This is a genomic window from Cyanobacterium aponinum PCC 10605 (genome assembly GCF_000317675.1).
Lineage (GTDB): Bacteria > Cyanobacteriota > Cyanobacteriia > Cyanobacteriales > Cyanobacteriaceae > PCC-10605.
In genome coordinates this window covers 2651260-2675492 of sequence record NC_019776.1, presented here as the reverse complement: position 1 = coordinate 2675492, position 24233 = coordinate 2651260, and the positions used below count along the sequence as shown (strand labels likewise).

The 24233-nt window shown below is 35.0% G+C and carries 27 protein-coding genes; 10 read left to right on the top strand and 17 right to left on the bottom strand.

All coding sequences use genetic code 11. From position 1 onward, the window contains the following. Window positions 1-404: 404 nt before the first annotated feature. The 6 genes from CYAN10605_RS11170 to CYAN10605_RS11145 form a co-directional block, all read right to left on the bottom strand. Window positions 405-1286 (bottom strand): hypothetical protein, encoded by an 882-nt coding sequence (locus CYAN10605_RS11170; RefSeq protein ID WP_015220049.1) that lies wholly within the window; start codon window positions 1284-1286, stop codon window positions 405-407. A 28-nt stretch (window positions 1287-1314) separates the two neighbouring features. After that, window positions 1315-1914 (bottom strand): DUF1517 domain-containing protein, encoded by a 600-nt coding sequence (locus CYAN10605_RS11165; RefSeq protein WP_041922494.1) that lies wholly within the window; start codon window positions 1912-1914, stop codon window positions 1315-1317. A 108-nt stretch (window positions 1915-2022) separates the two neighbouring features. After that, window positions 2023-2865 (bottom strand): universal stress protein, encoded by an 843-nt coding sequence (locus CYAN10605_RS11160; protein WP_015220047.1) that lies wholly within the window; start codon window positions 2863-2865, stop codon window positions 2023-2025. Window positions 2866-3361: 496 nt separating this feature from the next. Next, window positions 3362-4549, bottom strand: coding sequence for an L-2-hydroxyglutarate dehydrogenase (gene lhgD / locus CYAN10605_RS11155; protein WP_015220046.1), 1188 nt, complete (start codon window positions 4547-4549; stop codon window positions 3362-3364). 10 nt (window positions 4550-4559) lie between these two features. Beyond that, complete coding sequence (locus CYAN10605_RS11150; RefSeq protein ID WP_015220045.1) at window positions 4560-5483, bottom strand: ribonuclease D; 924 nt, start codon at window positions 5481-5483, stop codon at window positions 4560-4562. Between the two features lie 98 nt (window positions 5484-5581). Continuing rightward, window positions 5582-6013 carry a hypothetical protein gene (locus tag CYAN10605_RS11145; RefSeq protein WP_015220044.1) on the bottom strand — a complete coding sequence of 144 codons (432 nt, stop codon included), beginning with the start codon at window positions 6011-6013 and terminating at the stop codon, window positions 5582-5584. A gap of 303 nt (window positions 6014-6316) precedes the next feature. Between CYAN10605_RS11145 and CYAN10605_RS11140 the strand changes: the two genes are divergently transcribed. Beyond that, the gene (locus tag CYAN10605_RS11140; RefSeq protein ID WP_015220043.1) at window positions 6317-6676 is read left to right on the top strand and encodes a hypothetical protein; all 360 of its coding nucleotides are present in this window, start codon (window positions 6317-6319) and stop codon (window positions 6674-6676) included. 18 nt (window positions 6677-6694) lie between these two features. Here the strand turns inward: CYAN10605_RS11140 and upp are convergent, their stop codons facing one another. From upp to sodN, 7 genes are all read right to left on the bottom strand, one after another. Beyond that, window positions 6695-7348 (bottom strand): uracil phosphoribosyltransferase, encoded by a 654-nt coding sequence (gene upp / locus CYAN10605_RS11135; RefSeq protein WP_015220042.1) that lies wholly within the window; start codon window positions 7346-7348, stop codon window positions 6695-6697. Window positions 7349-7770: 422 nt separating this feature from the next. Further along, window positions 7771-8343: a Uma2 family endonuclease gene (locus CYAN10605_RS11125; protein ID WP_015220040.1), complete on the bottom strand. Its 573-nt coding sequence runs from the start codon at window positions 8341-8343 to the stop codon at window positions 7771-7773. A gap of 37 nt (window positions 8344-8380) precedes the next feature. Continuing rightward, window positions 8381-9454: a small ribosomal subunit biogenesis GTPase RsgA gene (gene rsgA / locus CYAN10605_RS11120; RefSeq protein WP_015220039.1), complete on the bottom strand. Its 1074-nt coding sequence runs from the start codon at window positions 9452-9454 to the stop codon at window positions 8381-8383. 184 nt (window positions 9455-9638) lie between these two features. After that, window positions 9639-9857 (bottom strand): sulfurtransferase TusA family protein, encoded by a 219-nt coding sequence (locus tag CYAN10605_RS11115; RefSeq protein WP_015220038.1) that lies wholly within the window; start codon window positions 9855-9857, stop codon window positions 9639-9641. A 140-nt stretch (window positions 9858-9997) separates the two neighbouring features. Next, on the bottom strand, window positions 9998-11128 hold the full coding sequence (gene dnaJ, locus CYAN10605_RS11110) for a molecular chaperone DnaJ (RefSeq protein ID WP_015220037.1): 1131 nt from the start codon (window positions 11126-11128) through the stop codon (window positions 9998-10000). A 105-nt stretch (window positions 11129-11233) separates the two neighbouring features. After that, on the bottom strand, window positions 11234-11584 hold the full coding sequence (gene sodX, locus CYAN10605_RS11105; RefSeq protein WP_015220036.1) for a nickel-type superoxide dismutase maturation protease: 351 nt from the start codon (window positions 11582-11584) through the stop codon (window positions 11234-11236). Between the two features lie 32 nt (window positions 11585-11616). Further along, entirely contained in the window at window positions 11617-12102 is a 486-nt protein-coding gene (gene sodN, locus CYAN10605_RS11100) for a superoxide dismutase, Ni (RefSeq protein WP_015220035.1), read from the bottom strand. Between the two features lie 227 nt (window positions 12103-12329). On the opposite strand from sodN, the gene CYAN10605_RS11095 reads away from it, so the two are divergent. From CYAN10605_RS11095 to CYAN10605_RS11065, 7 genes are all read left to right on the top strand, one after another. Then, complete coding sequence (locus CYAN10605_RS11095) at window positions 12330-12965, top strand: ExbD/TolR family protein (protein WP_015220034.1); 636 nt, start codon at window positions 12330-12332, stop codon at window positions 12963-12965. A gap of 153 nt (window positions 12966-13118) precedes the next feature. Further along, window positions 13119-13382, top strand: a complete 264-nt coding sequence (gene purS / locus CYAN10605_RS11090) for a phosphoribosylformylglycinamidine synthase subunit PurS (RefSeq protein WP_015220033.1) — start codon at window positions 13119-13121, stop codon at window positions 13380-13382. 20 nt (window positions 13383-13402) lie between these two features. Next, on the top strand, window positions 13403-14083 hold the full coding sequence (gene purQ, locus CYAN10605_RS11085; protein ID WP_015220032.1) for a phosphoribosylformylglycinamidine synthase subunit PurQ: 681 nt from the start codon (window positions 13403-13405) through the stop codon (window positions 14081-14083). A 101-nt stretch (window positions 14084-14184) separates the two neighbouring features. Beyond that, window positions 14185-14865, top strand: a complete 681-nt coding sequence (locus tag CYAN10605_RS11080; protein WP_015220031.1) for a uracil-DNA glycosylase family protein — start codon at window positions 14185-14187, stop codon at window positions 14863-14865. Window positions 14866-14885: 20 nt separating this feature from the next. Then, window positions 14886-16184, top strand: coding sequence for a phospholipase D-like domain-containing protein (locus CYAN10605_RS11075; RefSeq protein WP_015220030.1), 1299 nt, complete (start codon window positions 14886-14888; stop codon window positions 16182-16184). 182 nt (window positions 16185-16366) lie between these two features. After that, a complete protein-coding gene (locus CYAN10605_RS11070) occupies window positions 16367-17584 on the top strand; it encodes a zinc ribbon domain-containing protein (protein ID WP_015220029.1) in 1218 nt (405 codons plus the stop codon). Window positions 17585-17636: 52 nt separating this feature from the next. Beyond that, a complete protein-coding gene (locus CYAN10605_RS11065; RefSeq protein ID WP_015220028.1) occupies window positions 17637-18473 on the top strand; it encodes an MBL fold metallo-hydrolase in 837 nt (278 codons plus the stop codon). 1 nt (window position 18474) lies between these two features. Here CYAN10605_RS11065 and CYAN10605_RS11060 read toward each other — a convergent pair whose 3' ends face one another. After that, the gene (locus CYAN10605_RS11060) at window positions 18475-19050 is read right to left on the bottom strand and encodes a DUF4340 domain-containing protein (RefSeq protein WP_015220027.1); all 576 of its coding nucleotides are present in this window, start codon (window positions 19048-19050) and stop codon (window positions 18475-18477) included. A 160-nt stretch (window positions 19051-19210) separates the two neighbouring features. On the opposite strand from CYAN10605_RS11060, the gene nblS reads away from it, so the two are divergent. Then, on the top strand, window positions 19211-21175 hold the full coding sequence (nblS, locus tag CYAN10605_RS11055) for a two-component system sensor histidine kinase NblS (RefSeq protein WP_015220026.1): 1965 nt from the start codon (window positions 19211-19213) through the stop codon (window positions 21173-21175). A gap of 258 nt (window positions 21176-21433) precedes the next feature. Here the strand turns inward: nblS and CYAN10605_RS11050 are convergent, their stop codons facing one another. Then, window positions 21434-21862 carry a single-stranded DNA-binding protein gene (locus CYAN10605_RS11050; RefSeq protein WP_015220025.1) on the bottom strand — a complete coding sequence of 143 codons (429 nt, stop codon included), beginning with the start codon at window positions 21860-21862 and terminating at the stop codon, window positions 21434-21436. 230 nt (window positions 21863-22092) lie between these two features. Between CYAN10605_RS11050 and cobU the strand changes: the two genes are divergently transcribed. Next, window positions 22093-22677 carry a bifunctional adenosylcobinamide kinase/adenosylcobinamide-phosphate guanylyltransferase gene (cobU, locus tag CYAN10605_RS11045; RefSeq protein WP_015220024.1) on the top strand — a complete coding sequence of 195 codons (585 nt, stop codon included), beginning with the start codon at window positions 22093-22095 and terminating at the stop codon, window positions 22675-22677. Here cobU and mtnA read toward each other — a convergent pair. Both mtnA and CYAN10605_RS11035 read right to left on the bottom strand, forming a co-directional pair. Continuing rightward, window positions 22670-23788, bottom strand: a complete 1119-nt coding sequence (gene mtnA / locus CYAN10605_RS11040) for an S-methyl-5-thioribose-1-phosphate isomerase (protein WP_015220023.1) — start codon at window positions 23786-23788, stop codon at window positions 22670-22672. The two genes, cobU and mtnA, sit on opposite strands and share 8 nt — an antisense overlap. A gap of 147 nt (window positions 23789-23935) precedes the next feature. Beyond that, window positions 23936-24211 carry a MoaD/ThiS family protein gene (locus CYAN10605_RS11035; protein ID WP_015220022.1) on the bottom strand — a complete coding sequence of 92 codons (276 nt, stop codon included), beginning with the start codon at window positions 24209-24211 and terminating at the stop codon, window positions 23936-23938. Window positions 24212-24233 lie beyond the last annotated feature (22 nt).

Genomic DNA, 24233 nt, shown 5'->3' with positions numbered 1-24233 from the left:
TTACATAAGAGTAACCTCAGTTCGGTTTAAGAATATCCGATAAGGTTAGGTGTCAGGTGTCGGGTTGCAGGAACAGCAGGTGGTAGGGGTTTTTAGCAAGGGGCTTAAGCCCCTTGTTTAAGTTAGTTCGGATTAAGGCAATTTTATCGTTATTTCTAAGTTATTTCTAAGAAGCTATAAGGTTTTCTGAGTACGAGAAAATAATGCTTTCAGCTTATCCAAAACTCAGGTTAAGAGTAGAAAAACAACAGTTTTTAGTAAAATACTTCTAATGATATAGAAAATAACTCCTCTTACCAATATTTGACTTTTTTCACTGGCAATTAGCAATTAGTTAATAATAAATAATCAATCGTTAATAATAAAAAACTCCGAACTCCCAACTCATTACCTACTCAGAGACTTTAACGACGACGACGGCTACCGAATCCCCCACTTCTTCTAGCGGGAGTAGTTCTTCTATAACCACTTGATTTATTACTGCCAAAGCTATTTTTGCTAGGCTGTTTATATTTGCTGGAATTACCACTGTTTTTCAGATCACTTGAGCCAAAACCTGACCCAGTAGCTTTACTATTGTTACTATTGACCCGATTAATAGTATTACCAGAACTATTTTTAAGAGTGCCTGTAGAGCGGAAAGATTGACGATTTTTTTCTACTGTGGGGACAGAATTATAGTTACTACGATAGCTTTGCACTGCCTGATTATAAGTGCTTCCATAGCCACCAATACCTGATAAATTGCCACCGGAATAGACAGGAGGAACATAATATCTAGGAGTAAATAATAAACTACCTAGGGCTTGTCCTGCCATCGCCCCTGCAAAAGGAGTCCAAAAATTGGATTCTCGTCTAACAATAACGGTTTCTTGTCTGCCTGTATCTGGATTGGTGACAGTTTGAGTTTCGTTGTGGACATATTCAATGCGAAAATCCTCTGTGAGGTGCATTATTGCTTCGTTACCCTTAATTTCAGCGTAGGTACTTTGTCCTTCTTTGATTTCTTCATCCGTTAAACGAGCCATTTGTAAGTTAGTGGTACGAAAAACAGGACTGCTACCGGCTGGAGTATTTAACAACATGAGGGTATATTCACCGTCTATATCATTAAATGTTGCCTGTTGTACGGGATATTTACCACTAGCAATGTTATTACTAGGAATATTGGTATTATTATTAAAATTGTTGGAGTTGCTAACGGCTTCACTATTAGGTGTGCCACAAGCAAAAGTCCCAAAAGAAAGGAAGATTGTTAAAAATAGGGCTACAATTCGCTTAAACATCGTTTTTTATGGTGTTATTTTTTCTTGACTAGAGGGGGATTAATTCAGAAAAATTAATTAAGATTTGCTCAGAATTAAGTTGTTCTCCCAGTCTAGCCGGAGAGAAATGAATTGCGATCGCTCTATATCTTTGTTTATAATGTAAGCTAATTAGGGCTTTCAATCCATCTTTTAAACTATCTCTCTGGGCTAAATCCGTTTCAATTTCTGGCACTTCTCCCTCAAAAGCTACTGTGATCATAACAATAATATTATCGGTTACGGGGAGGGATAAACCGTCATTTTCCTCATCGTCTTCTAAGTCTGGTTGGCTAAGATACCGTTGAGCAGAATCAGTAAATAACTCCGTTACATAATCTCCTGCATCTCCCTCATTCCAAAATACATCCCCTTCATTAGAAGCACTTTTCCAGTAAAATTCGTATTGCAATAAACCTTCGCAAATGTTGACTAAACATTCTCCCATAGTGTCCATTTCACCATCGGCATCTACTGCCCTACGGGCATTTTGGTTTAAAATACCCAAAAAAGGAGCTACTTCTTCTCCCTCAAGATGGACAAAGATACGGGAAACCACATAGCGAGTTTTGCCGATAAATTCATTAATGCGATCGCCTATACTCATGATAATTTTAAATTTGGAAGGAATTACGAGTTATTAATTTTATATATTATTATTTTATAATTACTAATTACTAATTGCTAATTTCTGCTTAAAAGTGAGTTTACTTTTAATTTATTTTCTGACTAATAAAACAGGGCAATTTGCATTAACCCTTACATAATCAGATAAAGAAGTACCTAATAAACGGTCTAAATCTACTAAATTTTTAGCAATAGAAGGACGACGATCAGGAGATCCTAATAAGAGTAAATCAATATTATTATCATCAGCTAATTTGCAAATTTGTTGTGCAGGTTTTCCGCCTTTAACAATACATTTAGCAGAAATTCCCATTCTTTTCGCTTGTTGTAAAGCAGGAGCTAAAATCGGATTTTGCTCCATTTCCGCCGTCGATAATTCTAAATCTGCATTCATATCAGGATTAACTCTGACTAAATACAACTCTGCCTCACGATAATCTCTGAGAAGATATAACGCCATTTCAAGGGCATAGGAAGAAGACTCGGATTTATCCAAGGCTAACATTACTTTTTTAATTTTTCTTACATATATATCATCTTTCACAAGTAACATGGGGCGATCACTCAATTGAAACACATACTGGCTAACAGAGTTTTCCAAAAAGGACTCTAAACGTTTCAAACCACGAGACCCCATTAAAATTAGGTCTGCATTAATTTCCTGTGCCGTATTACAAACCGTATCTTTAGGATCGCCTTGTTTTAAAATAGTAGCAACCTTAGAAGGATCGATATTAACATTTTTGACGATTTCAGAAAGTATTTTCCCACCTTCTTCCCATTTTTCAGCTAAAGCATCCGCAGAAACTTGAGGGGGAATAACATGAAGAATATTTATTTCACTGTTTTTAAATGCTGGTATATCAAGTAAAATTTTCAGCATTTCTTGAGTGTGACCAGTACCAGAATCGGCATATAAAATTTTATCTAACATATTCTACAACAGTATTTTAAATTAAACTCTTTATCTCTAAAATACAGCGATTAGGTACAGCAATATCTAACATTTTGTAAATAGGGTGTTTGGGGTTCGGGGTTAGGTGTCAGGTGTCAGGTGGCAGGTTGCAGGTGATGAGGGGATGAGGTGATGAGGGGAGAGGGAGATAAGGTGTCGGGTGTCAGGTTTTAGAAGAAAGTAATGAGTAACGAGTAACGAGTAACGAGTAATTATCAACTATTCACTATTCACTATTCACTAATTGCCTTGTCTTAATTACTAATTGCTAATTGAACCTGAGTTCGGGATAAGCTGAAAGCATTATTTTCTCCTAGTCAGAAAACCTTATAGCTTCTTAGAAACAACGATAAAATTGCCTTAATCCGAACTAACTTAAACAAGGGGCTTAAGCCCCTTGCTAAAAACCCCTACCACCTGCAACCTGACACCTAACCTTGTTGGATATTCTTAAATCGAACTGAGGTTAATTGAATTAAAAAGCGACATTCTGAGAAATTACTTCTCCAATTTTTAAAGATGCTGTAGCCGCAGGAGAAGGAGCATTACAAACATGAAGGGCATTTTCTGTCGGTAATAAAGCAAAATCTTGTACTAAAGTACCATCTTGATTTAATGCTTGCGCTCTCACCCCCGCAGGAGAGGGAATAATATCATCTTCTTGTACTTCGGGAATTAGGGTTTGTAAACTTCTAACAAAAGCTGTTTTACTAAATGAGCGGATAATTTCCTCTATTCCTTCCTCATAGTATTTACTCACTAATTTCCATAATCCAGAGTAAGTAACTGTTTCCCAAAATTCTCCCAAAGCAAAATCTGTTTTTTTGTATCCTTCTCGTTTTAATGACAAGACAGCGTTAGGCCCTGCGTGAATATTGCCGTCAATTAAACGGGTGAAATGCACTCCCAAAAAGGGAAAATCTGGGTTAGGCACAGGGTAGATTAAATGTTTAACTAAATACCGTTTTTCTGGCTTTAGTTCGTAGTATTCTCCCCTAAAAGGGATAATTTTCATTTTTGGATTGATACCGCCTAATATAGCGATTTTGTCACTGTATAACCCTGCACAGTTAACTAGATATTTTGACGTTATTTCCCCTTGATTTGTGATGATAATATGTTGAGAATCTTGATATTTAAGGTTAACTACTTTTGTATTCAATCTAATTTCTCCGCCAATATTACAGAATATTTCTGCGTATTTTTTTGCTACTTCCTTATAGTCAACAATTCCTGCTGTAGGTACTTTTATGGCTTGAATACAATTAACATAGGGTTCAATTTCTTTAGCTTCTTCCCTTGAAATTTTAGTGACGGCAATGCCGTTTTGTAATCCCCGTTGATAGAGATTTTCTAATTGAGATAATTCTTTTTCTTTACAGGCAACAATTAATTTTCCACAGACATCATATTTGATATTGTGGGTTTGACAAAATTCAACTAAGGCTCGATTTCCTTGAGTGGTTAACTTTGCTTTGTAGCTACCGGGTTGATAGTAAACTCCCGAATGAATAACTCCGCTATTATGGCCAGTTTGATGAGTTGCACAATGATTTTCTTTTTCTACAAGGATAATTTTTTTCTGAGGATATTTTTGTTGTAAATTCATGGCAGTGGCTAAACCGACTATGCCGCCTCCTATAATTGCTATATCGTAAGTCATGTTTAATTTGTTATTCTGGTAATTTCTCTTTTAAAGAATAATATTGCGAGGTTTCTGATTGAATCTCTATTTCTTTTAAATTATTGCCTAATTTTTCCTGTATTGCTTTAGTTAAGGTGATGGGAAAATTAATATTAACTTGTTTTTCTTTGATCAATTTCACTAATTCTTGTAAATCTGCTTTGATAGTTTTTTTTGAGGTTGATTGTATTTTAAAACATTTGTTTTCCTTAATATTTTGAGAAATCATTGACTGTTTTATTCTTTCTTTTAAAAAGCCTATTTCTGAAGTTAATCTTAGATAAATATCTTCTATTTCTTCATATCTTTCTAACAAATTTTCAATATTTTCGGTTTGGGGATCATATTCTAATTGTTTACTTATTTCTGTTAATTTATAATAAACTTGAGCTAAATAAACACAGTCTTTTTTCGCATATTCCAGCTGATTTGTGCTTAGTGGTCTTATACCCCAATCTCCACTTTGTTCTTGTTTATCAACTTTAAAGTCTGTCAAATATTCTGTTAAATATTTTAAATTATATCTTTTTACAGGTAGTAAATAGTAAGGTATTTTTCTGGCAAATTGATAAGTACAAAATATATTTTTAGCTCTTTTTTTATCAAAAAATCTTAAATCATAATTAGCGTTGTGGAAAACTTTTTTAATGTTTTCGTTTACCATAATATAATCAATAAAAAATTCTATTATTTCCGGTTTTTCTAATACATCAATTATATAAGTGCGTGCTGCATAGCAGATCCCTTCGGGATCGCCCCTTGTATCTTGAGGATAGGCTAAAACTTGAATAAGAGATAAGCGAGGATGAGAAGTTTGATAATCGGCTACTTCAGTATCTAACCAAAGAATATCAGTATCTGTTAAATCAAGAATAATCTCTTTTATTTCTTCAACTTCCGTTAAATAAACCATTTATTTTTTATTTTAATTTTCGTCTCTTTTAACACCTAGATTAGTCATTAATTCTCAAATATTAAATCTAAATAATTAGGGTTTTACCTACGTTTAAATTATTGCTGATTATTGGGGTTATTTGTTTCTTCATCTTTAGGTAATTTATCTTTCAATATAAACAAATGATCGTAAACTTGTTGATATACTTTTTTCTCATCATTAGTGATACTATCACTAACTAGATATTCATTTAGTACATTTAAACATTTTTCCAAGCCCGTCAAAGTATTTTTACCTTCATTTTTACTAATCAATAAATAGGTGGCACGAGAATCTCCAGCACGAGAACGAATATAATAGTAGCGACAACGCTTGGCTAATACTGAAAGCGTGTCGGAAGATTGGTTGTCTTGCGCAACGGAAAAATTCATTAAACCAGTAAATAGACAAATCAATATTAGTACAAATAGACTAAAAACAAGTCTATAATGAGATCGCACAGTGCCACTTTGTATTCTTATTCGTTGGGCTTTTAAATTAGGTTTCATAATAATACAAAAAAAGAGATTTTTAGATTAGATTTTTAGATTCAAGATAATAATTTTACTTCAGACTAAATGAAACATAAATTAGGAAAAAATGCTTTTAGAGAAAATAAAGAGCAAATAAAAATAACCATAAATTTTATTTTTTATCTTATGAATAAATATAGCAAACCTTAAAATTTTCCGTCTGATAATCATTCAATATTTGTAAAAAGTAAAGATTCATAATTCTATTCATTAGGGTTTATTGATATTCAAAGATAGCTTTTACAATAAACAAAGAGAATTTAAGAGTAATTGGATTACATGACTAAGTTAGTAGTATTAAATTTAGGCGCAGGAAACTTAAACGATGGATTTCCCCATATTATCGCCCGATTAAGGGCTAACCAAGGCACAATAGAGCAACAATTTGTTGGTAGTTTACCCCCTGCTCCAGAATTAGAGAATCTTAACCACCAATGGCAATCCCTTTACTATGCTTTACATCAACGTTTTGATGTGGCTAAACGCAGACTTAGGCTTTTTGAAGTGGAAACTCAGGAAATGACGAATGTTTCTGTCGTAACTTTTCAAGAGCTTTGTCAAGAAGATGTTATCTACAAATATCAGAAAAAGTTAAAAGAAATTATGGATAATTATATGATTAATATTGATAATAAATAACTCCTAACTCCTAACTCTCTATTCAGTACCAAAAGCGCGATCGCCTGCATCGCCTAAACCGGGTACAATAAAACCATTATCATTGATCTGCTCGTCAATCATGGCACTATAAATATTAAGAGTAGGATAATTGGCACTTAATTTTTGTAAAGCAGGGGGGGCAGATACCACGGAGATAATTCTGGTGAGATCAGGATTTCCACCTCGTTTGATAATTTCTTCCATCGCTAATATAATTGTACCGCCAGTGGCTAACATAGGGTCAAGAATTAAAATATGGGTATCAGCAGTAAATTGTGTTGGTAATTTGTTCAGATAACAGGTTGGATTAAGTGTTTTTTCATCTCTTATCATTCCAAGATGATAAGTGGAAGCTAAGGGTAATATAGTTTGACTACCTTCGGCAAGGGTTAAACCTGCTCTCAATATAGGGATAATAGCTATTTTTGTTTCAGGATTTAGAAAAGTAGCTGGTGCAAGGGCGAGGGGAGTTTCAACTGTCACATCCATTGTCGGCAACCATTCTCTAATTGCTTCATAGGTTAACCAACGTCCCAATTCCACCATAGCGGTTTTAAATAGAGTAGAAGGTGTATTTTTATCTCTTGCAACTCCGAGCCAATGTTTGATTAGAGGATGAGGGGGGACATATATTTTTAATTGGGGCGCCATTCAACTTTATTCTAATAAATTATATAAGAGTTTAATTTCGTGTTTAATTATACCCTAACCTCAGTTCGATCTAAGAATATCTATCAACTAACCTGTAGGTTTCAGGTATCAGGTTTGACGGTAAAGATTTTCTGAACATTTGTTAGTGAGTCAAAGAAGTAATAAAAGCTCGCAGCTCTTATTTCTTTTGTTCTTCAACAGTGGTTATGATAAATTAATAGAAAATAACTAATAACTTCTATAACCTTTATTGAATAGTGTTTATAGTAAGAGAAAAACTAAAAGTTTATAAATTACTATTTAATAATCGCCTATTACCTATTGCCTATTGCCTGTTGCCTACCCTGATCAATAATTTACATACTCAAAGTGATAAAGCCATTTTTTTTAATCACATTATTCTAACTACTGTAGAAAAAAATTTATTTGATTTTTAGCCAAGAAAATATATTGTTAGGGGTTATGGGTAAATTAATATTTTCGATAATAGGTAATGTCTCATCTTGACGATAAATTTTAAGGGGTTTTTCTGCTTGGAATACCATAATTATTTTTTCTTGACTATCAATTAACCATCCTAATTGTGAGCCGTTTTCTAAACAGAATAAAATATTATCAATTACTCTAGTTGGTGTTTGATTCGGTGATAAAATTTCTATAGTCCAATCTGGATAAGAGTTAAATTGATTAGCAATTTCTCCTTGATTGTCTAAGGGTATTCTTGCCCAATAAAAAACCGCAATATCTGGTACTATAGAACGATTAGAAAAACTGCAACGCAATTCGGGTAAAGCGTAAACAATTTTCTCTTTTTCAGATAATTGATTGATTGTTTCACAAATTTTATACTGAATTTGACTATGTTTTCCTTGAGGCATAGGTTTTCTGATTATCTGATTATCAATATATTCATAAGCAGGGGATTCATCAATATAATCTTGTTGCAAAAATTCTTCTAAGGTTAATCCTTTTATTTGAGTAGATGCAATTGTCATAAACTTTACTGAATAATGGTTTCTTTTATTTCTGTAATTACTCTAACTCATCAGAATCGAGATTTTGAAGGTTATATAAGTCTTCTAATTTTTGATTACTCACTTTACGGGAAACTCGCCGATATTTCTTGCTTTCTAGCTTTGGCTCGGTATATTTTTTCCCGTTGGCTTTAAATTTCGTTTTTACTGTGGATTCCTCATCCTTTTTATGGGCAGTAGCTTCTTGAAATGCGATCGCTTCTTCTAAAAATTTAAGATAATATGGATAACGTTCCCAATCTCCTTTAACCGCACAATCAGGCTCATCTTTATGAATGCAGTTATGGAATTTACAAGTATTTTCCGCTAATCTTGCCCTTGCTTCGGGAAAATAGTTAACTAAAGATTCTACACTAAAATCAAAATGAGGTTGATTAAAACCCGGACTATCTGCGATGTATCCCCCAGAAGGTAACTCAAATAACTCTACATGACGGGTGGTATGTCTGCCTTTTTGCAACTTTCCTGACACTTCCCCTACCCTCACCTCAATTTCGGGAATTAACAAAGATGTTAAACTCGATTTACCTACTCCACTAGGACCTGCTAAGATAGTAATTTTGTTCGCTAAAACTTTTTGTAAAGATGGAACTCCTTGAGAGGTCTGCACACTAAAAAAATAAGGCTCATATCCCCACGCACAAAGGCGTTCTTGCCATGCTTTTTGCTTTTCAGGGCAAATTAGATCAACTTTATTTAAACCCAGTAATAGTTTTAATTTTGTGGACTCAGCTTTAACTAAAAAACGGCTTAACTGTACTGGATCTAAAGTGGGTTCTTCTAGGGCAAATACTAACAAAATCTGTTGAGCATTGGCAATGGGAGGACGTTCTAATTCTGTCTCTCTTGGTAAAACAGATGCGATCGCACCTCTTTCAAATTCCGTGGATTTCACCAAGACGCGATCGCCAACAAACACCGATTGACCGATTTTTTTTAACCGTGTGGGGCGTGTACATAAAAGACTTTCGTTACTATCAAGACGAACCTGATAAAAATTAGCCTGAGAAGCGATAACAGTGCCTTGAATTAAATCAGATTCAGTAATATTTGCAGAATTAGAATTAACCATAGAAATTAACTGAGTTCGGAGTTCGGAGTTCGTAGTTAAAAATCATAGTTATTAACAAAAAAGCTGAATAAATTAATTTCATACGAGTTTTTTCTAAGTTTAATTATTTTTTCTGGTGAAATTTGCTCGGTGATAACTCTCAAAGCCTTATTTTTCAAGACCTTTTTCATCGAACTCAGATACATTAGGCACGAACAGATAAAACGAAATATTCTCCCTTGTCTTCAATGGCTTCAATACTATAACCTTCCATGGATAAACTATTAGGAACTTGCTCAATAGGTTCACCACCATCAAGATGAATTTCTAAAACATCACCCTGAGACATTTTTTCTAACTGTAGTTTACTGCGAATAAAATTAATGGGGCAAGGAGTGCCACGTAAATCTAATAACTGAGCCATATAAAAAAGAAAAAGTAAGTTTTAAACAAGAAACACGGTACATTCACTTTTCCCGAACACTTTCCCTAATACCTTAACTAATTGCTAACCAAATAAATAACTACTTTCTCACTCAAATTCCCTAACTTAAGGAAAAGTCGCTATTTATGAAAAATACTTTCAAGGAAACCCTCAAAACCTTTCTTCGAAGTATGTTCACCCTTAATTTGAGCTAATTTTTCCAGCAAGTCTCTTTCCTCACCACTAATTTTAGTAGGAATGTCAACTTTTACCGTTAATAAATGATCCCCACGACTGACAGAATTACCTAATTTTGGTACACCTTTATCCTCTAAAGTCAAAACAGTATTTGGTTGTAAACCAGCAGGAATTTGCACCTCAAAATCGCCATCAATAGTAGGCACTTTTATCTTACAACCCAAAATTGCTTGTAAATAACTAATACTAATCTCAGATAAGATGTTAATACCCTCACGACGGAAATGAGAGTCAGATTCCACCGTCAAATAAACATATAAATCTCCCGCAGGACCTCCACGAGTGCCGGCATCCCCTTCAGAACTCACTCGCAAACGAGTACCATTATCAACCCCCGCCGGAATAGTAATTTTTAATTTTTTGTTAACCTGTTTTCTTCCTTGACCACCACAGGAATCGCATTTCTCCTCAATGATTTGTCCTTCACCATTACAAGTAGGACAAGTTGACACTTGAGCAAAACTACCAAAGGGAGTACGAGTAGCCCTACGTACTTGACCAGTGCCGCCACAAGTTCCACAGGTTTTTGCACTACTACCCTTTTTCGCCCCAGAACCATTGCAACTACTACAGGTTTCTAAATGGGGAATTTTGATCTCTTTTTCACCACCGAAAACCGCTTCTCTAAATTTCAAGCGTAAGTCAAGCCGTAAGTCATCTCCTCTTGTCGGTCCGCGCCTACGGGTTTGGGTACTTGTACCCCCGCCAAAACCACCACCAAAAAAAGTTTCAAAAATATCGGCAAAACCGCCCATATCAGTGGGATCAAAACCTACGCCGCCACTTCCGGCACCACCAACTCCTGCCTCTCCGAAGCGATCGTATCGAGCCTTAGTTTCAGGATCTGATAATACCTCATAGGCACGGCTAATTTCTTTAAAACGTTCTTCTGCCCCCGGATCTTGGTTAACATCTGGATGATATTTGCGCGCCATTTTGCGATAGGCGGATTTGATTTCATCTTTACTTGCATTCCGAGAAACACCTAGTATTTCGTAATAGTCACCTGCCATATTTCTTGATAATAATTTCCTTACTAATCTGCTCTATACACTATGGTTTAACATTCTATTCTATTAGGTTAACATTTTTTTACGAATCTTTAACTTTAAAAGACTTTAAGGAAATCGAGCGATTACTTTACCAACTATCAAACTCTGACTAATTAAGCCAAAGTGTCTGCTATCAGTACTAAAATGTTGATTATCACCAATAATAAAGTATTTATCCCCAATAATTTGATTTATTCTTTTAACTATTTTGAGTTGAGATTGTAAAGGATGCTCAACTATAACAATATCATTAACTTGAGGAGAAATATTACGGTAATAGTAAGGATCAATAATAATTTCCTCTTCGGGAGAAAGTAAAGGAAGCATAGATAGACCTGTCACCCTAAATCTACGCCTCCTCCTAGTCACTAGCAGTAAGAAATCAATAAAACTGCAATGAGGTATTTCTGACTGCATTATTTTTTTTATCCACAATCAAGATAAAATCATTAACTAGCTTTGTAGAAAGTCACATCACGCTCTTTAGAAGCCCAGAACATATTATGGATTTTTTCCACTGCCGCCATTAATTCTTCAGCGTGTTGGAGACTAACTTCTACTTTACAAGCAGAACATAATTTAGCTGCTTTCCAGAAAGTATCGTGTAAGTCAGGATATTTTTCTAAATGCACAGGTTTAAAGTAATCAGTCCACAAAATTAATAAATCTTCTTTGGTTTTCTGTGCCTGTTCCTCTTTAATAGCGATATAGCGAGAAAGAGTATTGTTATATGCTACAACCTCTGCAGGACTAGCACCAGGTGCAGGTGCATCTAAGGCAAGAATTTTTTTGGTCATGGAAAGTACAGCTTCGGCGGTGATTCTAGCGGAAGCGGGATCATAAACTCCACAAGGACCATCACAATGAGCAGAGACGGTTTGTGCAGGAAACCAATTCTTGATTTGTTGAGCAATAGCTTGAGATAACTTCATCATAAATTGCGAACTTGATCTTATTTCTTCACTTTCTCACTTTACTATATATGAGTATATTTTGCTAGGGGAGGGGATCAACACCTCTTCGTTAATAACTATTTTCTGAGCTTTGGGTATTGGGGCATTGGGATATAAGAAACAATGGGAGATAGGGAAAGAAGAGAGTGAGATTAATTTTTGCAAAAAAAAGTCTAAAATTATTATGAATTTACCATTACGATAAAAATATGTCTGTCCCCACTCAAAACACGGAATCAACTCCAAATAACGTTGTAACAAAATCACAAAAATCTCCTGCTAAACCTTTCAAATTATGGCAGGATATTCAGAGTCATCAAGAGGTAAGAATTGAGATTGTACCTATGATTGACGTTATTTTTTGTATTTTGACATTTTTCATTTTGGCGGCGGTGGGTTTTTCTCGTCAACAAGCGATTAGTCTGAATCTGCCTAAAGCGGTTACAGGTACTCCTCAAATGCGAGAAATTTTAGTGGTGAGTTTAGATAATCAAGGTCAGCTTTATTTGGAAAAACAACCTGTTAGTCAGGTACAGTTGTACAGTGCTATTAAAAATTATCATAGTCTTAACCCCACGGGTTTAATGGTTCTTCATGCCTCCCAAGATGTCCGTTATAGTGAAGTAATTGAAGTGCTAGATATGTTAAAAGAAGTAGGAGGCGATCGCGTTGCTCTAGCTACCCTAGCCGGTAAGTCTAATGCCCCAACTCAAACCGTTGATCCTTATTCTGGTTTTAATCCTTACTATCCCAGTCCTAACCCTAGCAATCCCACAGCCCCCCCAATGCCTTCTCAACCTCCTTCTCCTTCCGCACCTCCCTCTCCCGAAGGTTTTAACAACTAACCCTAATCCCCTAATACCCCAACACCTGCAACCGTCAAACCTGACACCTCTTTCTTAACTCCGAACCCCTATCCTCTACATCCAAAACCTTTAACTTTTACCCCGAACGGCTATAAAATGTAATAATATTAACTGTTCATTCACACTGCATCCATGAGTCAAAAATTCAATTCCCGTGTTTATGTCACCCTCAGACCATCTGTATTAGATACTGCTGGTACGGCAGTGGAGTCTGGATTACATCAATTAGGTTATCAGGGGGTAGAAAATGTGCGTATTGGGAAATATATAGAATTGAGTATTACTGCCGCCAATAAAGAAGAAGCGGATCAACAATTACACGCTATGTGTGACCAACTCTTAGCTAATCCAGTTATTGAAAACTATTGTTTCGAGTTAATCCCCGTCGAAGAATAAAATCAAGAGGAAAAAGATAAATGAAATTTGGTGTAATAGTGTTCCCCGGTTCCAACTGCGATCGCGATGTTGCCATGGTAACAGAAGGAATTTTAAATCAACCTACCCGTATGGTATGGCATCAAGAAACAGATATTGATGATTTAGATGTAGTCATAATTCCGGGAGGATTTAGTTACGGAGATTATCTTCGTTGTGGTGCGGTAGCCCGTTTTTCTCCAGTGATGAAAAGTGTAATTCAACACGCAGAAGCAGGAAAATATGTCTTAGGAATTTGCAACGGTTTCCAAGTTTTAACCGAATCAGGCTTATTACCCGGGGCGTTAATCCGTAACCGAGATTTACACTTTATTTGTGATCAAGTTCCCGTAAGAGTAGAACATAATAACTCTGTGTGGACAAAAAATTATCAATCATCTCAAGTAGTTTGTTTTCCCATTGCCCACGGGGAAGGGAACTATTATGCTGATGATGATACCCTCAAAGAATTGGAAGATAACGGACAAATATTATTTCGCTATGCCAGTGAAAAAGGAGAAATAAACTCCGAATCTAATCCTAACGGATCATGTAAAAATATTGCAGGAATTACTAACAAAAAAGGTAACGTTTTAGGTATGATGCCCCATCCTGAAAGAGCAAGTGATTCCGCCTTAGGCTTTGTGGATGGTAAAGACTTATTTACAAGTTTATTAGGTTAATTAAACGGGAATAAGGAATAGGAAATCATACGAATAAATTAAACATCGGCAAGTTATTAAAATTTGTTTATTTTTGTTAAAAACTTAAATCTAAATGAAGAATGCAACCCATTGAAAATTTAATAGATCAAATTCAAAAAGAAGCTCAAAGAGAAGAATTTCCCATAGATATTCCTGTATATAAAAATTGTGAAAAAGATCCCACTAAGCCAATTTTATACTATGGCAATTTAAAGAGTAATATTTGTTTTTTCGGTAGAGACTTAGGTAGGGATGAAGTCAAAGCAGGACAACCTTTGATTGGAGCGGCGGGGCAATTGGTGAGACAGGGTTTTTATAAGGCTATTTACCAAGAAGAATTAATAAACGAAGAAAAATTAGCATCTATAAAAGAACGTTTAATCTTGACCAATACAGTCCCCTATAAACCTCCAGAAAACAAAGCCTATGCGATGAAAGTAAAAAAAAGATTTAGACCTTTTATTGAGCAGTTATTAGTTATTTATTGGCAAGGAACACAAATAATTACTTTAGGTACAGAAGCATTCAAGTGGTTTGAATATTATAGTAATAAAGACAAATTTAATGCCTTTTGGTCAAAAGGTGATTCTCGTTATGAAAGTAGCTTAAATGTTACCATTTCTACCATGGGAGATAAGGGAAAAACCTATCAGAAAAATGTTACTATTTATCCTCTACCTCATCCTTCCCCATTAAATCAAAAATACTATAATCGTTTTCCTTCAATGTTAGAAAATACATTGTCCCGATTAGCGTTTTAAGAAAATGAATAATAGTTAAAATGCTTAAAATAATTAGTTTTCCCCTAGGGATAATTTTTGGCTTAATAATATTGGGTGGTTGTCATAATTCTCCACCTAAATTGCCACCTTTAGCTCAAGAGGAAAGCATTCAAGTTTATTTTAATCACAATCAAGCTAAAGGGAAAGAATACGAAGAACCCTATCGTAAAATTAAAAGATTTGGCGATGATTTAGAAACAGTTTTAATTGAGCAAATTAACAGTGCAAATCAAACTATTGATATAGCAATTCAAGAATTAAATTTAGCACGATTAGCAAGGGCGATTGTAGAGAAAAAAAAGCAGGGTGTAAAAATAAGAATTGTCACGGAAAATAATTATAATAAACCTTTAAATCAGTTGCCTAATAATCATGGTTTAGCAATTTTGAAAAGAGCTAATATACCTATCATTGACGATACGGAAGATGGGAGTAAGGGTAGCGGTTTAATGCACCATAAATTTGTTATTATTGATCAGAAAAAAGTTGTAACCGGATCAGCAAATTTTACTCTTAGTGGTATTCATGGAGATTTTGATAATCAAGAAACAAGGGGAAATACAAATCATTTAATTGTATTTAATAGTCAAGAAATGGCTAAAATTTTTACTCAAGAATTTAACTACTTATGGGGTGATGGAGTCGGAAAAAAGAAAGATAGCTTATTTGGTTTAAATAAACCAGAAAGACGCACAAAAATAGTAAATATCGGTAGTAGTTCTATTGTGGTAAAATTTTCTCCTAATAGTCGATCAACTCTTTGGGAAAATAGTAGTAATGGTATTATTGCTAGGGAATTGGCAAAGGCGAATAGCTCCATCGATTTAGCGTTATTTGTTTTCAGTGATCAAGAAATAGCAAATACCCTTGAAAAAGAATCATTATCGGGGGTTAAAATAAGGGTTTTAATCGATCCTAATTTTGCTTATCAATATTATAGTGAAGGGCTTGATTTATTAGGTGTTGCAATACCAAGAAAATGTGTTTATGAGAATGATAATAATCCTTGGCAACAACCCCTAAAGACTGTTGGCATTCCAGCTCTACCATTAGGAGATAAATTACACCATAAATTTGCTATAATCGACCGTTACATAGTTATTACAGGTTCTCATAATTGGTCTAATTCTGCCAATCATATTAATGATGAAACTTTATTAGTTATTTATAATCCTCTAATCGCTCAACATTTTCAAAGAGAATTTGATTATCTTTATCACGATGCAATATTAGGAGTTTCTTCGGAGTTAAAAAAGGAAATTGATCAAGAAAATTCAAAATGTGGGCTATCGAATTAATAAGCAACCAATAAATCAAAAATCTATGTTTTTGTTAATTATTTTCTCTGAATTGGTTAATTATGACTCCTGACTCCTACTATTCTCATTCAAATGTTCCGTAGGTGCAAGATCTGATTTTTCGTTATAAGATGATGATTGATTCAAAAAGCGAGAAGATAAACCAAATGGGGTAGGGGAATATGTGGAATAGAATTCGTGACTTTATCAGGGTATTTTTTGCAAAATCGAGAAAAATTGAAGACGAACCTATAAATAAAGTTAGTTTGATTGTAATTATTATCATCGATTTATTTATACTAGGTAACGTTTTCTATGGTTTAGATGATATTAGTCGCTGGCCTTTATCTCCTACTCAGGCTTATCCTTGTTATCAATCTTGGCAAAATTATCAAGAAGACTCTTCTTCCCCAGACAACTATCAATTCATTCGGGATTTTATTGGTGAAAATCAAAACTCATTATCTTTTAACTCTGTAGAAGAAAATCATCTGGGAAAAATGTCCCCCCTATGTTTACAGTATGAAAGTTTAACTCAGGCTTTAAATAGTAACACCAATCAGAATATTGTCAGAAGAATTGATGAAAAAAATACTCAAATTAGACTATTAGAAGATAAAAATAAACAAATTCGTCAACAATACGATTCTACGTTGCTCGAAGAAATTGCAGGGCAACCGAGAGAATTATCTATCAATGAAATTGAGGCAAAAACAGCCAAAGAAGAATTAACTAATAATCAAAGTAATATTAATTTATTAACTGGAGAAATTAAAACACTTAAGGGGGAGTTATTAAATAAAAATGAGTCTGTTGCTTTGCTAAATTTTGTTAATTCTCAGGATAAATTTAGTCAAATTAAGAGTAGTTGGGAAAGAGCTAATTTTTGGTATCCAACAATTCAATTATTGTGGCAAATGGTATTTTTAGTACCTTTAATTATTATTAGTTCGCTAGTGCATAAATGGTCAGATAACAAGGGTTACGGTTTAGTATCCCTAATGAGTTGGCATTTGTTGGTTATCTTTTTTATTCCCTTACTGATTAAATTATTTGAGTTTTTACAGATTGGATTTATTTTTGAGTCGTTATTCAATATTGTTACAATTCTTTTCGGGGGTTTACTATTTTTAGTCTCTTATTTATATATATTTATTATTCCCTTAGTGGGCTTTTTATTAATTAATTTTTTTCAAAAGTTTGTTTTTAATCCTTATACTCAAGCTAGTAAAAGAGTGGAAAAATCAAGGTGTTTGAGATGTGGTAAAAAAATTAATCATGACACTGCCTATTGTCCTCATTGTGGTTTTTATCAATATCAAGAATGTAGTAATTGTCATAATTTAACTTATAAATATTTATCTTATTGCTATCATTGTGGTACTAAGCAAAATAACTAAACTTAACAGTAAAAAACAGTAATTTCTATTAATTTTATTCGAGAGAAAAATCATGATTTCGTCGTTGAAAATAACGATTTTAGTGGAAAATACCGCAGGGGGGCGAGGTTTATTGGGTGAACATGGTCTTTCTTTTCTGATAGAGGCGGATAACTCTCGAATTCTTTTTGATACTGGTCAAGGGATGACTTTAATTCACAATGGAGATATATTAGGAGTTTCTCTGAATAATTTAGATGCGATCGCACTTAGTCATGGACATTATGATCATAGCGGAGGGTTAGTTCATTTATTACCTTTGTGCAAAAATACTGACTTATATCTTCATCCTAATGCCTTGATGCCCAAATATAGCCCTAGAGGTGATATTGGCTTCAGCCTAGACGAAGAAACTTTGAGCAGAAGTTTTCAGTGTGTGATTAAAACAGAAAAACCTACCGAAATTGCAAAAGATATTTACATCACAGGTAGTATCCCCCGAAATCATCCCCTAGAAGAAACAGGAGGCTTATTTTGGCACGATCAAAATCATCATGAGGTTGACCCCATTCTCGATGATCAAGCCCTTTATTTAGACACATACAAGGGTTTATTTGTGATTTTAGGGTGCGCTCATGCAGGAGTTATCAACACTTTAGATTATATTAGTCAAATTACTAATAAGAAAGAGATTTATGGTGTGATAGGAGGAATGCACCTCTTACGAGCAAGTCAAGAAAGATTAATGACAACGGTAGAAACCCTCAAAAAATATAATATACAATTATTAGGAGCAAATCACTGTACAGGTATAGATGCGATTTCGTTTTTGTGGCATGAATTAAAATCCATTGATTGTAGAGATTGTCGAGTCGGGACTATTTTGGAGATTGAATCTATGGGGAAATAGTTTAATTTCCTTTCTCTAGCCACTCATCAAAGTTTCTTTCCAAAGCATATTGAAAACTTTTAGAAACTAAATAAATCTGCGGTTTTATCTTTTCTTTTTCTGGAAAAATTACCTCTGCATAAATTTGAGTATCATCAAAGTTAGACTTACCTAATATCATCTGATAGCGATCGCTGTTTTTTAGGGTTATAGTGATAGTGGGAGAGTTGTTGTTAATGCCATATTCTTTTCTTTGCTCATCTGTTGCTAATAATTCTATTTTTTTGTTGGCACTGGGAAAAAGATTCAGTAAAAATGCGATCGCAGCATCACTCGCCTTGGTGTTTTCTGGTTGTTTCATCATCCAAGATAGTGGCTCATTACCAGTTTTTTCAAAAGCTATAAACTGATCATCTATTTGAATCTCTAAGGCTTGTATTTCCTCAGTCTTAAAAGGAAAAATAGACGGAATATTATCCTCTTGTTTACCGACGGGAGAAATATTAAAACCGTCTTTCCTAATTTCGGTTAAAAACACCAATCCCATTAAACTAAATGCAGTGATAAATAAAATTATTGTATTGCGGTTTAAGTTCATCTCCCTTTCTTTTTGCCAGAGCCTGATGTTTGTAGCTTTTTAAAATGGGTTATTTTAACCAAAGATTTGTAAAACAAAATAGAGGTTAGGTAAACAATCATGGTAAATATTAACATAGTTAGTAAATCAGTTTTTTATTTCATCATTGAAAATAAATCCCGTGCAAGTTTTTAAGGAAATTATCGCCCGTTGGTGGTCAGAATTTACATTACAAACTAAATTAATGGCGATCGCTACTTTAGTAGTATCTTTGTTTATGAGTAGTATAACTTTTTGGGCAGTCAACTCCATTCAACAAGATGCTCAAATGAATGACACTCGTTTTGGCAGAGATTTAGGATTGCTTTTAGCCAGTAATGTCGCCCCCTTATTAGCGGAAGAAGACTTAACCCAAGTCGCCAGATTTTCAGGGAGATTTTTTCACAGCACTTCCAGCGTTCGTTATATCATCTACAGTAATAAAGAAGGGGAAATAATTTTCGGCATACCTTTTTCTCAACAAGAAGTAAAAAACTCATTTACCCTCCAACGCAAACTACAATTACCAGAAGAATATAACCCAGAAGTAAATATCCCCGTTGTTAGACAACATCTCACCCCTGATGGAAAAGTGACTGATGTTTTCGTACCCATTTCCAGCAACAATGAATATTTAGGGGTTTTGGCCATTGGAATTAATCCGAATCCCACCGTTGTAGCGTCTTCCAACTTAACCAGAGATGTTACTATTGCAGTATTTATCTCCATTTGGGCAATGGTAATTTTAGGAGGAGTATTCAATGCCCTAACCATCACCCAACCCATAAAAGAATTACTTATGGGGGTGAAAAACATCGCCGCAGGAAACTTTAAACAGAGAATTGACTTACCCCTCGGAGGAGAATTAGGGGAATTAATCCTTAGCTTTAACGATATGGCGGAGAGACTAGAAAAATATGAAGAACAAAACATCGAAGAATTAACCGCCGAAAAGGCTAAATTAGAAACTCTTGTGGCAACTATTGCCGATGGTGCAATTTTACTCGACTCACAGTTAAAACTTGTATTAGTCAATCCTACCGCTAGAAAAATGTTTGGTTGGGAAGAAACCCACATTCTGGGAGAAAATCTTTTAGAATATCTCCCCCAAGAAGTTACTCAACAACTGCAACAACCCCTAGAAAACATTTCCCATGGAGAGCATCCCGAAGAAGAAAACAATAACAATAGTATCCTGCCCACTAGGGGAGAATTTACGGTTACGATTACCAAACCTCAACATCACACTTTTCGCATTCTCTTAACTCAAGTATTAGACCAAAATAGGGAAAATATTAAGGGTATAGTCATGACAGTACAAGACATTACCAGAGAAGTGGAATTAAATGAAGCAAAAAGCCAATTTATTAGTAATGTATCCCACGAATTGAGAACTCCCTTATTCAATATCAAATCTTTCATTGAAACTCTTTTTGAATACGGAGATGATTTAACAGAAAGCGAAAAACTGGAATTTTTACAAACTGCCAATCACGAAACAGACAGACTAACACGCTTAGTTAATGATGTTTTAGACCTATCACGCCTTGAATCTTCCCGTAGCTATCAATTCAATTCTCTTGATTTAGCTCAACCCATAGAACAAACCTTAAGAACATATCAACTCAATGCCAAAGATAAAAATATTGAACTTGTTCAAGAAGTAGAGCCTGATTTACCATCTATTTGGGGACATTACGATCTTTTATTACAAGTATTTACCAATTTGGTGGGCAATGCCCTTAAGTTTACCCCAGAAGGTGGAAAAGTCACAGTGAGGGCTTACGGAGTTAAAGGAGACCCAGAAAATAGTAATGATATAACTCATGTTAGGGTTGAAGTCGCAGATACAGGCATTGGTATTGCACCTGAAGATCAAGAGGCAATATTCGATCGCTTCTTTCGAGTAGAAAACAGGGTTCACACTTTAGAAGGGACAGGTTTAGGCTTATCCATCGTCAAAAATATCACGGAAAAACATAATAGTCGTATTCATCTAATCAGTGAAGTGGGAGTGGGTACAACTTTTTGGTTTGATTTATTGATTTATCAACCAGAAACAAAATTGAATAATCACCAAGAAGAATTAAAAACTCTTACTAACTAACCTGAGTCTGCGATAATTATCGATGAGTGATGGCAAAAAGGGCAATGGGCAAAGGTAAATAGTGAATAGTGAATAGTGAATAGTGAATAGTGAATAATTAATAATTAATAACTCCAAACACTCATTACTCATTACTCGTTACTTATTACTTTCTCCAACACCTGCAACCTGAAACCTGAAACCTGACACCTTATCCCCCTATCCCCAACACCTGACACCTACCCTTAACCGAACTGAGGTGAATTAATGAAAAACTTATTAAAAGGGTATATTATCTAAATTTTTACCATCTATTTCCCCATCATCAAAACTATAATCATCAACATCTTCATTGGATTGATAACTATTTAAACTAACGACATTATCGGGATTATGAGGAGGATTACTACCCGAAAGAGGATAAATATGAGAAAGAGTCAACTCGGCAACTTTTTCTTTATAATTTTGTCTCTCTACTAAATCCATTTTCAAACGCCCCGTCACTACGACTTCATTACCTTCTATGTAATTTTTTTCTATATCCAAAGCTAAATTACCCCACGCTACCACTTTTAAGGTATTAGGAGGACTATTGGGCGATATATTTTCAAATTCTACCATCATCTCTGCGATCGCCAACTGATTGTCCTGAGTATATCGTAATTGAGGACTACGAACAATTTTCCCCATTAAAACACAACTATTCATAAATATATCTTTTATTTTTGCTAGTTAACTATCTTTATTTTGCCACAATCTTTCAACAATAGTAGTTTAAAAATACTAATATTAACCTGCCTTCGCTGTAAAAATATTATTCTCTAGTAAATTTCGGGCTTTAAATTTTAAGTTAATTTGTGTTAACTGTACTATACTATGTTGGTTATTATATATTCAGTCAATCTTTAAACCTTATTGATTTAATTCTTATTTAGCAAATGTCTATAACTCTAGTTACCGGTGCGGCAAATTCTGGGAAAAGTGAATGGGCGGAATATTTAGCTTCTCAATGTCAAAAGCCTGTGATTTATATTGCGACAGGACTTAAAAATGATCATGATATAGAATGGCAAAAAAAAATTGAGCAACATCAAATCAGAAGACCAGAAAACTGGCAAACATTAGAAATTCCATATAATTTAGTAGATGCGATCGCACTTAATTTTTCTGATAACTGTATTTTAGTTGACTCTTTAGGAACATGGGTTGCTAATTATTTAGATAAAAACAATGATGATTGGCAGAAAGAAATCAATCATCTTTTGGAAACTTGCCGAGAATATAAGGGGGAAATAATCTTTGTGGGAGAGGAAACGGGGTGGGGAGTTGTACCTGCTTATGAGTTAGGGCGATTGTTTCGCTCTCGTTTGGGTAATTTGATTCGTTTGGTGGGGGGAATCGCTAATTCAGTTTACTTGATGGTGGGCGGTTATGCAGTAGATGTGGCTAAATTGGGAATTAATCTTACCTCAGTTCAAGATAAAATTATCGGTAGCCAACAAGATAAAAAATTTCCTAGTTGATTTTTTCAGGGTATAAACTGAAAATTCCCTCTTTTGATGCTTGACAAATTCCCCTTTCTGTGATAAGCCCCGTAATTAATCGAGCAGGTGTGACATCAAAACCGTAGTTAGCCGCCGGGCTGTTTTCAGGAGCAATCAAAACTTCTTTTATTTTCCCCTCATGTAAACCTTTGATATATTTTACTTCTGTTGCGTCTCTTTGCTCAATGGGAATCTGTTTCACTCCGTCACTGATATTCCAGTCAAAGGCAGAATAAGTCAAAGCCACATAGAAAGGCACATTATTATCTTTGGCGGCAACGGCTTTTAAATATGTACCAATTTTATTGGCGACATCTCCGGTGTAAGTGGTGCGATCGCTTCCTACGATTACAATATCAACCAATCCGTGTTGCATGAGATGTCCCCCGGCATTATCAGGGATAATAGTATGATTTATGCCCTGTTGTCCTAACTCCCAAGCGGTAAGGGTTGAGCCTTGATTACGGGGGCGAGTTTCATCCACCCACACATGAACTTTTATACCCCTGCGATGGGCTTCATAAATAGGAGAAGTGGCAGTGCCATTATCCACACAACCCAACCAACCCGCATTACAGTGGGTGAGAATATTAACGGTTTCTCCCTGTTTGCGTTGACTAATTTCCTCAATCAACCTAACCCCATGTTTACCGATATTTTGGCAGAAGTCCACATCTTCATCAGCGACAGTGTTAGCAATTTGCAAAGTTTTGGTAATAATTGCTTCAATATCATCTTTTAAAGGAATAATTGCCTCTAATTGACGATTTACTGCCCAAGATAAATTCACTGCCGTAGGGCGAGTTGCTTTTAATTTTTCACTAGCATTAATCAAAAAAGACTGAATATCACTAATATTGTTTCTTTTGGCTTCTAAACTAGCAATATACATCCCATAAGCACCAGAAGCACCGATTACTCCTGCTCCTCTAACGTGCATAGATGCGATCGCATCACAAACATCCTCTAAGGTGACTAAATCTTCAATGACAAACTGATGAGGTAAAAAACGTTGATCAATAACTTGAACAATCTCAGGGTTATCTGACTTGAGCCAAATCGTGCGATAAGGCTTACCATTTACATCCATGTAGCGATATTGGTTGAGTAATGAGTAACGAGTAATGAGTGGGAAGTAGTGCAGGTGTGGGAAGCGTGGGAAGATGGGGAAGAAAACCTAACACCTGCCACCTGCCACCTGAAACCTTTTAATTCTTAATTCTTAATTTTTCTTTACTTAGCCCCCAGCAACAGCAGGTACAATACTTACCTCATCACCATCAGATAAAGGAGTAGCAGTATTGTCAAGAAAACGAATATCCTCGCTATTAACGTAGAAATTGAGGAAGCGACGGGGCACTCCTGCCTCATCACAAAGACGAGCTTTAATACCGGGGCAATTTGCCTCTAAAGCGTCAATTAATTCTTGAATGTTGGAAGCAGAACACTCGATGGTTGCTTGATCTTTAGTAAATTTTTGTAAAGGAGTGGGAATTAATACTTTTACGGACATATTTTCTTGAACTTAAATTTAT

What these genes read in the sequence shown, in the direction of transcription:
- CYAN10605_RS11170 (WP_015220049.1), bottom strand. Translation starts at nt 1,286, where the DNA reads ATGTTTAAGCGAATTGTAGCCCTATTTTTAACAATCTTCCTTTCTTTT.
- CYAN10605_RS11160 (WP_015220047.1), bottom strand. Translation starts at nt 2,865, where the DNA reads ATGTTAGATAAAATTTTATATGCCGATTCTGGTACTGGTCACACTCAA.
- lhgD (WP_015220046.1), bottom strand. Translation starts at nt 4,549, where the DNA reads ATGACTTACGATATAGCAATTATAGGAGGCGGCATAGTCGGTTTAGCC.
- CYAN10605_RS11150 (WP_015220045.1), bottom strand. Translation starts at nt 5,483, where the DNA reads ATGGTTTATTTAACGGAAGTTGAAGAAATAAAAGAGATTATTCTTGAT.
- CYAN10605_RS11145 (WP_015220044.1), bottom strand. Translation starts at nt 6,013, where the DNA reads ATGAAACCTAATTTAAAAGCCCAACGAATAAGAATACAAAGTGGCACT.
- CYAN10605_RS11140 (WP_015220043.1), top strand. Translation starts at nt 6,317, where the DNA reads ATGACTAAGTTAGTAGTATTAAATTTAGGCGCAGGAAACTTAAACGAT.
- upp (WP_015220042.1), bottom strand. Translation starts at nt 7,348, where the DNA reads ATGGCGCCCCAATTAAAAATATATGTCCCCCCTCATCCTCTAATCAAA.
- CYAN10605_RS11125 (WP_015220040.1), bottom strand. Translation starts at nt 8,343, where the DNA reads ATGACAATTGCATCTACTCAAATAAAAGGATTAACCTTAGAAGAATTT.
- rsgA (WP_015220039.1), bottom strand. Translation starts at nt 9,454, where the DNA reads ATGGTTAATTCTAATTCTGCAAATATTACTGAATCTGATTTAATTCAA.
- CYAN10605_RS11115 (WP_015220038.1), bottom strand. Translation starts at nt 9,857, where the DNA reads ATGGCTCAGTTATTAGATTTACGTGGCACTCCTTGCCCCATTAATTTT.
- dnaJ (WP_015220037.1), bottom strand. Translation starts at nt 11,128, where the DNA reads ATGGCAGGTGACTATTACGAAATACTAGGTGTTTCTCGGAATGCAAGT.
- sodX (WP_015220036.1), bottom strand. Translation starts at nt 11,584, where the DNA reads ATGCAGTCAGAAATACCTCATTGCAGTTTTATTGATTTCTTACTGCTA.
- sodN (WP_015220035.1), bottom strand. Translation starts at nt 12,102, where the DNA reads ATGATGAAGTTATCTCAAGCTATTGCTCAACAAATCAAGAATTGGTTT.
- CYAN10605_RS11095 (WP_015220034.1), top strand. Translation starts at nt 12,330, where the DNA reads ATGTCTGTCCCCACTCAAAACACGGAATCAACTCCAAATAACGTTGTA.
- purS (WP_015220033.1), top strand. Translation starts at nt 13,119, where the DNA reads ATGAGTCAAAAATTCAATTCCCGTGTTTATGTCACCCTCAGACCATCT.
- purQ (WP_015220032.1), top strand. Translation starts at nt 13,403, where the DNA reads ATGAAATTTGGTGTAATAGTGTTCCCCGGTTCCAACTGCGATCGCGAT.
- CYAN10605_RS11080 (WP_015220031.1), top strand. Translation starts at nt 14,185, where the DNA reads ATGCAACCCATTGAAAATTTAATAGATCAAATTCAAAAAGAAGCTCAA.
- CYAN10605_RS11075 (WP_015220030.1), top strand. Translation starts at nt 14,886, where the DNA reads ATGCTTAAAATAATTAGTTTTCCCCTAGGGATAATTTTTGGCTTAATA.
- CYAN10605_RS11070 (WP_015220029.1), top strand. Translation starts at nt 16,367, where the DNA reads ATGTGGAATAGAATTCGTGACTTTATCAGGGTATTTTTTGCAAAATCG.
- CYAN10605_RS11065 (WP_015220028.1), top strand. Translation starts at nt 17,637, where the DNA reads ATGATTTCGTCGTTGAAAATAACGATTTTAGTGGAAAATACCGCAGGG.
- CYAN10605_RS11060 (WP_015220027.1), bottom strand. Translation starts at nt 19,050, where the DNA reads ATGAACTTAAACCGCAATACAATAATTTTATTTATCACTGCATTTAGT.
- CYAN10605_RS11050 (WP_015220025.1), bottom strand. Translation starts at nt 21,862, where the DNA reads ATGAATAGTTGTGTTTTAATGGGGAAAATTGTTCGTAGTCCTCAATTA.
- cobU (WP_015220024.1), top strand. Translation starts at nt 22,093, where the DNA reads ATGTCTATAACTCTAGTTACCGGTGCGGCAAATTCTGGGAAAAGTGAA.
- mtnA (WP_015220023.1), bottom strand. Translation starts at nt 23,788, where the DNA reads ATGGATGTAAATGGTAAGCCTTATCGCACGATTTGGCTCAAGTCAGAT.
- CYAN10605_RS11035 (WP_015220022.1), bottom strand. Translation starts at nt 24,211, where the DNA reads ATGTCCGTAAAAGTATTAATTCCCACTCCTTTACAAAAATTTACTAAA.